Genomic DNA, 883 nt, shown 5'->3' with positions numbered 1-883 from the left:
GAAGGCACATCCTTGAACGTTTCTGATGCAGATGTACTCTTGATACCATCCAACTTCAGTACATCGACCAGCATGATCACAAAATCCTGTCTGTTGATCATGGTTTGCGAATCTGACGTCCTTGTCCATTTATCTGCATTAAAGTGGGATTGTGCATGCTCGCTATTTGATAGCACAGCGCTGGCATACGCTGGCGTGGATGAGCTGATGTATAAAGCACTTGCTGTCACAGCAATCAGAATGGATAACGTCATTCTCTTCATACAATCCCTCCAACAATCAAAATCACCAAAATCATACCATATATTGGGATGCTAGGGGAATTGGAGGAGTTTATAAATTTCTTCTAAATAGACCAAATAGCCTTGGTAATTACACCAAAGCTATTTGGGACTATATTGGCAAAGAACCTGCTCTACTGCGCTGCGCCTACCTTCTCCAGCGCTGCAGTCCGCTTCGTATCGCGCTCCAGAATCGGCTGCAAGTACTTACCTGTGTAGGAGTCCTTCACTTTCACCAGATCCTCAGGAGTTCCAGTGGCGATAATTGTACCGCCTCCACTACCCCCTTCTGGCCCAAGGTCGATGAGATAATCGGCGGTTTTAATGACATCCAGGTTATGCTCGATCACAAGAACTGACTCCCCGGAATCTACAAGTCGATGAAGTACGACCAGCAACCGATCGATATCATCCACGTGCAGGCCTGTCGTTGGCTCATCAAGGATATACATCGTCTTGCCCGTGCTGCGACGGTACAGTTCAGATGCCAGCTTCACACGTTGTGCCTCACCACCTGAGAGCGTAGTCGCAGGCTGTCCCAGCGTAATATAGCCAAGCCCCACATCCATCAAAGTCTGCATCTTACGATGAATCTTAGGCTG

At 47.7% G+C, this 883-nt stretch carries 1 protein-coding gene and 1 pseudogene; both read right to left on the bottom strand.

Annotation, left to right across the window (positions count from 1 at the left end; genetic code table 11):
• Positions 1-263, bottom strand: a 263-nt coding sequence (locus ACFRAK_RS29135; RefSeq protein WP_394573218.1) for a hypothetical protein, incomplete at its 3' end; no start/stop codon positions are given.
• 152 nt (positions 264-415) lie between these two features.
• A pseudogene (locus ACFRAK_RS29130) lies at positions 416-883 on the bottom strand (excinuclease ABC subunit UvrA); the annotation flags it as partial.

It is taken from the genome of Peribacillus sp. NPDC056705 (assembly GCF_043656335.1).
Note: the sequence above shows the minus strand (reverse complement) of the source record. Positions and strands in the feature narration are given on the sequence as shown.